The following is an 8,748-nucleotide window of genomic DNA, read 5'->3' as shown; positions in this document are numbered from 1 at the left end:
ATGAAATTATAAATACCATAACCGCCCGTAGCAACTGGGGTACAACGCAAAGCTGAAAAAATTAATTGAAAATGTTGCTCTAGCATTTGGGAGGTTGGCAATGAGTGTTTGAGTTGTTTAATTAATGGCTGTACAATCAATCGAATTTGAGATTCAGGAATATTACAGCCACCATTTTCAAAACCAATGGATTGTAACGATAAAATTCACACAGTTGATGTTTTTCTGTATGGGTTCCTGTCAGTTGCCAGGAGTCCATCAAAACCCATGATGCTTCCAGGGAACCTTTTACAACGCCAACCCGATCCGACCATTGGATACGATGAATGACTTTGATTACAGCCATGATACTCAAGGAAGCAAGTGTCCATTTCATGCTCATCTCCGTAAAATGAACCCCAGGGGAGATACCGGACGGGTGGAATCCTCTGTCAGTTACGAAGATTCCTTAAATACAGAACGCCATCATCGGATTGTGCGTCGGGGTGTCAGTTTCGGAGAAGATGACCTCAGCAATGAGCCAGAAACCGGATCAGGAATGCTGTTTTTGTGCTTTCAAGCGAATATTGAAAATCAGTTCAATTTTATGCAATCCGCATGGGCTAATCAAAAAAACTTTGTTAAAGTTAATGTTGGGCCAGATCCCCTGATTGGTCAACCCGCAGCGACTCAACAATGGCCGACCCAATGGGGAGAACCGAATTTTGAAGAACATAGCTTTCAACTGTGGGTGAAAATGAAAGGCGGTGAATACTTTTTTGCTCCTAGTATTAGCTTTCTCAAAACCATTGGACTCTAGTATTGATTGGTTCGGATGTCTCAAACCGAGTCCCTGAAATGCTTTGATTTTTGTTGATCTGGGGTTGAAATCACCCACTTCCAAAAGGGATGACTTGGCCCCTGTTGAAGAATTTTAGAGACTTGCTGTTCTAAACGGCGTTGATCAACTGCAGGAAGTCCGAATAAAATGTTGCGACTATGCCAGACTAAGGTTGCAGTTGTCAGACCTATACATAACCCTAACCCCAAGGCAGCAAAACGATGATACGCTAAACCATAGCGGACAGCCGACCAGGTAAAATGGTTTTGCCAAAGGGCAATTTCTTCCCGCAACGCCCACAAACTCAAGGGTGCTACTGTCGTCCATAAGATTGCGATCACTAACCATCGGGTATAAACCGTGAGTCGATGCAATTGTTGCACTTGAGCCTTAAATGTTGAATCATCTGGTGAAGAGTTTAATCCCATTTCGGCCTCCTGCTGTTTAACTGGATTGGCTGTTTTAATTTTAATAAATGAGGTTTATGAATTAAATTGTTGAGCATAAAACTGAGCGTAACGCTCCCCTTGATCTAATAGTTCTTGATGGGTTCCTGTTTCAAGAATTTGACCGTTTTCTAAGACTAAAATCCGAGTGGCTCGCCTAACCGTTGCTAAACGATGGGCAATAATAAAAACCGTTCGATCTTGCATTAATCGTTCTAAGGCTTCCTGAACTAAGGCTTCTGATTCTGAATCTAACGCCGATGTTGCTTCATCTAAAATTAAAATTCTGGGGTTTAATAAAACGGCTCTGGCGATCGCAATTCGTTGTCGTTGTCCCCCTGATAAATTCACGCCTCGTTCCCCAACTAAGGTTTGATAACCATCAGGAAACTGCATAATAAAAGAATGAGCATTAGCAATTTTGGCAGCGTCTTCAACTTCTTTTAATTCATAATAAGCTTGACCAAAGGCAATATTTTGAGCAATAGTTCCTGAAAATAAGGTAATATCTTGAGGAACAATCCCAATTTGTCGCCGTAGACTTTTTAAAGTGACTTCTTGAATATCAATATCATCAATTTTAATCGCGCCGGACTGACAATCATAAAATCGGGGTAATAAACTCACTAACGTTGTTTTTCCGGCTCCTGATGGCCCGACTAAGGCGACCATTTCCCCCGGTTTAACACATAAATTCAGATTTTCTAAAACCGGTTTATTTTGATCTAAGCTTTGAGAAAAATCGGTTTTAGGATAAGTAAAATTAACGTTACAATATTCGACTTTTCCGGTGACATGGGGTAAAATAAAAGCATTCGGTTTTTCTAATACGGTTGGTTGAACGGCTAATAGTTCAAAAATGCGATCGCAGGAAGCCTGACCTTGTTTAAAATCACTATAATTACTGGTGGTTAAAGAGATTGGATCAATTAATAATGCTACTGCTGCAATATAACTAATAAACCCACTTCCGGTTAAATTTCCCTGAGAAATTTGCCATCCTCCTAAAAAGAATAATAAAATCACGCTCATCGCTTCTAAAAAGCCAACGACCACAAATTGTAATGCTTTCACCTGTTCAGCTAAATATTTAGCTTTGCGGTTTTGTTCGGCTTCTAAACTAAAGCGATTAATTTCATACTCTTCTGCGGCAAAAGCTTGAACTAACCGAATCCCGCCAAATACTTCAGTTAATAACGCTGCTAAATTAGAAACTCGGTTTTGACTATTGCGAGTAAAAGTTAATAGTTTTTCCCCAAACCAACCAATTAAAACCGCCATAAACGGCGCAATAATTAACGTCGCAAAGGTTAATTGCCAATTGAGATAAATCATATATCCCAAAACCACAATTAACTGTAAAATACAAGGAATAAATTGATGAAAAAATTTATTAATCACTTCGCCAATGCGGTCAATATCTTCCGTCAGGCGATAGGCGAGATCTCCTGTTTTTGCTGTTTCAAAATAACCAATATTTAGCCGTTGTAAATGACGATAAACTTGTTTTCTTAACTCCAAAGAAATCGTTAATGCCGCCTTTGCCATCAAGGTATCTTGACCATATTGTACGGTTCCTCGCACCAAGAAAACCACAGCCGCCACCCCAGCTAATTGAGCAATGGCGGTGACATTTCCTTGACCAATATATCCCGCCATTTTCCCCGCTAACCAAGCTAATAACGGCCAAAATACGGTAAAAGCAAGGGTACAAACTAAAGCTTTAGCAATGGTTTGCCATTGAGTCCGAATATAAGGAATTAATTTCCTATAACTAGAAGGTTGTTTTTGTTTCAAGTTGCGATCGCCAAAACACCTTTTTTAACCTATCATATTTTTACACAAAAACCTACTTTAATTGATCGTAAATTGCCCAAATTGCCATTGCTCTTAAATAATGACAGGCGCGAAAGGTTCCAACGGCGGTAATGGCTTCAGGGGTGCGAAATTGTAAGCCATGTTCATAAATTTGTTGAACGACAACCTCCGTTAATTCTAATGCTTCTGCTTTCATTCCCATTTGGATGAAAAACGCAGCTAACCCAAAATTAATTCCTGTCCAAACTTCTAAGGGATGAGTTTCTTTAGGATTAACAGGTTCTCCATTGGGTCTCAGACCATTGGCGGCACCTAATCGTCCATTATGGAACTTTTTAAAACAGGAATTATAGATAGTTTTTAAAGCTAAAATTGTACATTCAGCAGGAACAATATCGGGTAATTCTAATAACTTGGCATAGAATTGACCACATAATTGATCCGCCATGACCACATCAGAACCACTGCCACTATCTAAACGATAATATTCACCATTCCACAACGTTTCTTGATAAAGTGGTTTAGCAGTTTCTAACCAATTTTGATAGGTAGGAATGACAGCATCAGGAGACGGTTGAACACTTTCTGATAATCCGGCTTTTTCTAAGGTTTGACCAATGGCAATCACCGCCTCTAATGCTGCTAACCATAAGCCGCCACAATAGGCACTAATTCCCTGTAATCTCCAATCATCAAAAGTTTGATCCGGTGCACCACTATTTTCAGGAATAGAATCTTGATCTAAATCAAAAGTTTTCAAATAATTTAGGGTTTCAACACTAGCTGACCAACATTCTTTTAAAAAGTCGTAATCTGTTGCGCCAGTAAATAGAAAATCTCGATAGACTTGCAGAACAAAATCCGAGGGTAAATCTTTCCAAAGATTGCAATCTTGATAACTGGTGTAATTGGTTTTTTCCCAAGGATGTTCATTCGGCGCGCCTAAATCATGGGGAGTTGCACCCACAGCTTTTCTAATCGCAGGAGCTTGATTATAACCAATAATTTTAAGGGTATTATCTCCTTGAGAAATAGCACGGGAATAGGCAATTAAAATCGATTTTTCTAACTCTGGCCATAACATTAATAAAGAAAATGAACCGTATAATCGCACATCTAAACTTTCATACCAACAATAATCTAAACATTCTAAAACTCCAAATTGACCGAAAGGATCTCGTTCATCAGCGGCACTCCAAATCGCTCCTCCATCCGTTAGTAAATATAACTCATTAAACAACGCCATTTTAAACCAATTGGGTAAATCTTGACGTTGTAAAATTGGGTTTTGCCAAGCTTCAATTTGTTCTCGCCAAGTGTCAGAATGCTTCATCGCCGTGCGAACCATTGACCACGCATTGCGACCATTCCGACCAAAAAAGTCAGTATAACGACGATAATAATTAATTCCTGATGCAAATGTGGTAACGGGTAAATCCCAGGTTAAATAAAAGGGAATTTTGCGTGTTTTTCCGGGTCGAATCGTAAATTTAACCGCTAACCCAACAGCAATTCGTTCTCCTTCTTTAGCGGGATGTTCACTTTCTTGATCTAATAATGTGCCATCTTCTGCAAAATATTGCCAAATCTCTTCTCCGCTTCCTGTGGGGTTCCAACGAGTTTGATAATACACTTCAACCGCAGGATTTGTAATGGTGGCAATTGCCATTTGTCCGTCCCCTTCCTGCACTTGTTCATGGGTACTCAGACGAGTCATTAAACAACCAATACGATGAAAATCTTCAACCAATCGATTAACACTTCCGGTGCTATCTCCCCATCGAGGTTTATATTCATAAGTCGGACTTCCATCTTCTCTCACTCTAACTTTTGGACTCGCTAAAGTATTGGTAAACCATCCAATTGTATTTTCCCAAGTTAATAAAATACTTAACGTAATGGGTTCATCCGTTGGGTTATGAGCCGTCCATTCAAAAATCGCAATTGGATAACTACTTTCTTGATAATTATTTGCCCAAATAGGAGAAAATTGTTCACAACTTAATTGAGTTGAAAATACATTCTCATAAACAAACCAACTGCGAGGATATAACGCATGATAGGTTCCGGTTTTTTCTGAAGAATTCGTAGTTTTAGGATACCAATTCCAGGCAGATAAACTACCATCTTCCGGTGATTCTGTACAAAGAGAATAGGCTTTTTTCTGACCGTTGATTTCTTCAAAAACGCTAAATTGACAAGCCGGAAGATGGCGAAAAATATGTTCTCCTCCGTCCAAATGCCAAAGGTTAAATTCTCCCCGTGAAGACCGTCCAATACAACCTGCACCCAACCCCCCCAAGGGCATTCCGTGCCAAGGGCCATCATCTAAATTACAGTCGTAGCGAACAGTATAAGGATTTTCCCACCCTAAACCAATAGGGCGACTCCAGGTAGACTCAGGAATATTAGGGATGGGGTTGGGATTGCTCATGGGGTTAATGGTTAAAGGAAATTTACCCTTGGGGTGTTTTGGATTTTCTCACAATTGAGATCAATCGGCAAGAGGAATTTTATTCCCTAGATCGTTTTTTATAATAAAATATCCATAATTCAGCCAAATAATAAAATAAAACAATCCCGATTAAACTTGAGGTTAAATCAATCCAACTAAAGGTACGAGTCGGAATATAAGATTGCATCATTTCTTCTACAATTGTAACTGTAGTAAATAACAACGGCCCCAAGGGAATAAAAATATTATAGATGATAATCTTTTTACCTCCCAGAGCTAGATGGGTTAAAAACGATGCAATTCCATATAAAATAAAGTGTCCATAAATATCATAATTGGGAATTGTTTCTAATAATTGATAGGGTAAATTTCCTGTATCCGCCGCAATGACAATGAGCAATAGCAATAGAAAATACAGGAAGCAGGCTAATTTCCAAAATTTTTGAAATCGTTTCATTGTAAATTCATTGATTCATGATTTATTTCCAATCTAAAACAGCTTGCTTAAAAATTTCGGATGATTAACAGTAGAAATGCCTAATTTTGTATTTCTACCCTAACTTATTTCGCTTCCATCCAATTCTGTCCAGCGTGAATATCCACCACTAAAGGAACACTTAAAGGAAGCACTTGTTCCATAATATTCTTAATTTTGGGTTGAATTTCTTCCCATTCCGTCTCAGGAATTTCAAACACTAATTCATCATGAACTTGTAATACTAATCGAGCTTGATATTGAGTTAATAATTGATGCACTTGTACCATTGCCATTTTAATAATATCAGCACTAGAACCCTGAATGGGAGCGTTAGCAGCAGCCCTTAAAAGTTGGGCATCATTTTGACCCATTTTTTTTCCTAATTGACTTAAATCAATAGAGTTGATATCAATTCCTCTTAAAGTTTGAAGACTGCTTCCTTGAAACTCAAAATAGCGTCTTCTCCCTAATATTGTTTCGACATAACCTTGAGCAATAGCTTGTTTTTTAACGGTTTCTAAATAAGCAAAAACCTGAGAATAACGTTGGTTAAATCGTTCAATAAATTGTTTACCCTCTGAACTACTCACCTTGGCTTCCCGTGCAAATCGTTGGGCTCCCATTCCATAGATTACACCAAAATTAATGGTTTTCCCTAACCGTCGTTCATCTGGGGTTACGGTGTCTTTTTCAAATAATAATTTAGCGGTCACGGTATGAACATCTTGATTATTTTGATAAGCGTCTAATAAAATAGGTTCTTGACTTAAATGAGCTAAAATTCTGAGTTCAATTTGGGAATAGTCGGCTGATACTAATAACCAGTTGGGTTCCGTTGTAAATGCTTTTCTAATTTGGCGTGAAAATTCTGTTTTAATCGGAATATTCTGTAAATTAGGGTTAGAAGATGATAGCCGTCCCGTTGCGGTAATGGTTTGGTTAAAATTAGTATGAATGCGTTGTTGTCCATCAACCATTGTCGGTAACGCGTCCACATAAGTTGACTTAAGTTTGGCTAAGGTTCGATATTCTAAAATAATATCAATAATCGGATGATCTCCTTGTAATTTTTCTAAAACATTAGCATCTGTTGAATAACCTGTTTTCGTTTGTCGAGTTTTTTTTGTATTTAATCCCAACTTTTCAAATAATAGTTGGCTGAGTTGTTTGGGTGAACCTAAATTAAAGGTTTCTTCCGCTAATTCATAAGCTTGATTTTCAATAATTTTTAACTGTTTATCTAATTGTTTTGCCAAAGTCTGCAAATATTCAATATCCAGATGTACTCCACAATATTCCATATCTGCTAAAACACATTCTAAAGGCTGTTCAATATCCCTTAAAAGTTTCAGTAGTTGGGGTTTATTCATCAATTGTGATTTAATTTTTTGTACTAATTGGAAAGTGACATAAACCTGCATTCCGCAATATTCAGCAACTTGATTAATATTAATATCAGCAATAGTTTTACCTTTGGGGACTAATTCATCATAACTAGGAGCAATTAATGCTGACTCTAAATGTCTGAGACTTAAATCAATTAAATTATGATTTGCTTCTGGGTTTAAAATATAATCTGCTAACATTGGATCAAAGACAACGCCTTGTAAATTAATGCCATGAACCCGAAAAATTAACCGATCATATTTAGCATTTTGAAAGGTTTTCGGATAGCGATCACTTTCTAAAATCGGACGTAAAATATCCAAGGTTGTAGTTAAGTTTAAATTCGTTCCTTGGGTATGATTTAACGGAATATAAGCCACATCCGTTGATTCTATTCCCCAACAACAACCAATTCCCACTAATTGTGCTTTTAAAAAGTCTAAAGAAGTTGTTTCCGTATCCCAAGCAACCGGATAATTAGCATCAGTATGCTGTTGTAAAATATTAACTAACTCTTCTAAAGCGTCTGGCGTTTGAATTAAACGTAGTTGAATTTTAGATACAGGACTATTTAACCGTTTCTGTTCTTGATAGGCTGTAGTTTCTTCCGGTGTCCAAAAATCAATATCGTCCCCAATAGTAACGGGATTTTCCACAACTTCCGCTTGAATTGTTCCTTTAAATTGCTGTTGAATTTGATTGATTTTCCCTAAAAACGTTTGAAAGGCTAATTTTTCTAAAATCGGTTGAATTTTACTTTGATCAAACCCTTTTAATTGACATTCTTCTACCGAAACGTCTAACGGAACATCCTGAATAATTCTTGCTAAGGTTTGAGAATGTTCTGCATCAGCTTTTCCTTCCTCTAATTTTGTCCGAGTCGCCCCTTTAATATCTTCAAGATGAGCATAGATATTATCTAAGGAACCATATTCACTTAATAATTTAACCGCCGTTGTTTTCCCAATCCCTTTCACCCCTGGAATATTATCAGATTTATCTCCACACAATGCTTTATAATCAATCACTTGATTCGGATAAATTTGCAATTTTTCATAAACTTGTTGAGCAAAAAATTCTGTAGGAACGCTGCCTTTCCCTGGTTCTAAATGTAAAATACTAATCTGTTTTTCAATATCAATTAATTGAAATAAATCTTGATCGCCCGATAAAACTTTAACTCGATATCCTCCCTGACTTCCAATGTTGGCTAAAGTTCCTAACACATCATCCGCTTCATAGCCAGGAGCCGTCACAATTTTTAAATCAAAGGCTTCTAATAAAACTTGTAAATTCTGTACATCTTCAATAAAATCTTGAGGTGTTTCAGAGCGATCTGCTTTAT

General features: G+C 37.5%; 7 protein-coding genes. 1 reads left to right on the top strand and 6 read right to left on the bottom strand.

Features of this window, described 5'->3' with window-relative positions; translation table 11 throughout:
* Positions 1 to 136 precede the first annotated feature (136 nt).
* A complete protein-coding gene (locus ACKPEB_RS10520) occupies positions 137 to 346 on the bottom strand; it encodes a hypothetical protein (RefSeq protein WP_408969956.1) in 210 nt (69 codons plus the stop codon).
* Between ACKPEB_RS10520 and ACKPEB_RS10515 the strand changes: the two genes are divergently transcribed.
* Complete coding sequence (locus tag ACKPEB_RS10515; protein ID WP_408967574.1) at positions 323 to 799, top strand: Dyp-type peroxidase; 477 nt, start codon at positions 323 to 325, stop codon at positions 797 to 799. The genes ACKPEB_RS10520 and ACKPEB_RS10515 overlap by 24 nt on opposite strands.
* 20 nt (positions 800 to 819) lie before the next feature.
* Here ACKPEB_RS10515 and ACKPEB_RS10510 read toward each other — a convergent pair whose 3' ends face one another.
* The 5 genes from ACKPEB_RS10510 to polA all read right to left on the bottom strand — a co-directional run.
* Positions 820 to 1,248 (bottom strand): hypothetical protein, encoded by a 429-nt coding sequence (locus tag ACKPEB_RS10510; protein WP_408964831.1) that lies wholly within the window; start codon positions 1,246 to 1,248, stop codon positions 820 to 822.
* Positions 1,249 to 1,302: 54 nt separating this feature from the next.
* Positions 1,303 to 3,063, bottom strand: coding sequence for an ABC transporter ATP-binding protein (locus tag ACKPEB_RS10505; RefSeq protein WP_408964830.1), 1,761 nt, complete (start codon positions 3,061 to 3,063; stop codon positions 1,303 to 1,305).
* Positions 3,064 to 3,115: 52 nt separating this feature from the next.
* Positions 3,116 to 5,518 carry a GH116 family glycosyl hydrolase gene (locus ACKPEB_RS10500; protein ID WP_408964829.1) on the bottom strand — a complete coding sequence of 801 codons (2,403 nt, stop codon included), beginning with the start codon at positions 5,516 to 5,518 and terminating at the stop codon, positions 3,116 to 3,118.
* Between the two features lie 79 nt (positions 5,519 to 5,597).
* Positions 5,598 to 5,996, bottom strand: coding sequence for a VanZ family protein (locus ACKPEB_RS10495; protein WP_408964828.1), 399 nt, complete (start codon positions 5,994 to 5,996; stop codon positions 5,598 to 5,600).
* A gap of 104 nt (positions 5,997 to 6,100) precedes the next feature.
* Positions 6,101 to 8,748, bottom strand: a 2,648-nt coding sequence (gene polA / locus ACKPEB_RS10490; RefSeq protein WP_408964827.1) for a DNA polymerase I, incomplete at its 5' end; no start/stop codon positions are given.

Source organism: Planktothrix sp. (assembly GCF_046067725.1).
GTDB lineage: Bacteria > Cyanobacteriota > Cyanobacteriia > Cyanobacteriales > Microcoleaceae > Planktothrix.
This window is presented reverse-complemented; position numbering and strand designations above follow the sequence as displayed.

Bases quoted from the DNA above. Each gene is read 5' to 3' on its own strand.
- ACKPEB_RS10500 (WP_408964829.1), bottom strand. From the start codon at position 5,518: ATGAGCAATCCCAACCCCATCCCTAATATTCCTGAGTCTACCTGGAGT.
- ACKPEB_RS10520 (WP_408969956.1), bottom strand. From the start codon at position 346: ATGGCTGTAATCAAAGTCATTCATCGTATCCAATGGTCGGATCGGGTT.
- ACKPEB_RS10495 (WP_408964828.1), bottom strand. From the start codon at position 5,996: ATGAAACGATTTCAAAAATTTTGGAAATTAGCCTGCTTCCTGTATTTT.
- ACKPEB_RS10510 (WP_408964831.1), bottom strand. From the start codon at position 1,248: ATGGGATTAAACTCTTCACCAGATGATTCAACATTTAAGGCTCAAGTG.
- ACKPEB_RS10515 (WP_408967574.1), top strand. From the start codon at position 323: ATGAATGACTTTGATTACAGCCATGATACTCAAGGAAGCAAGTGTCCA.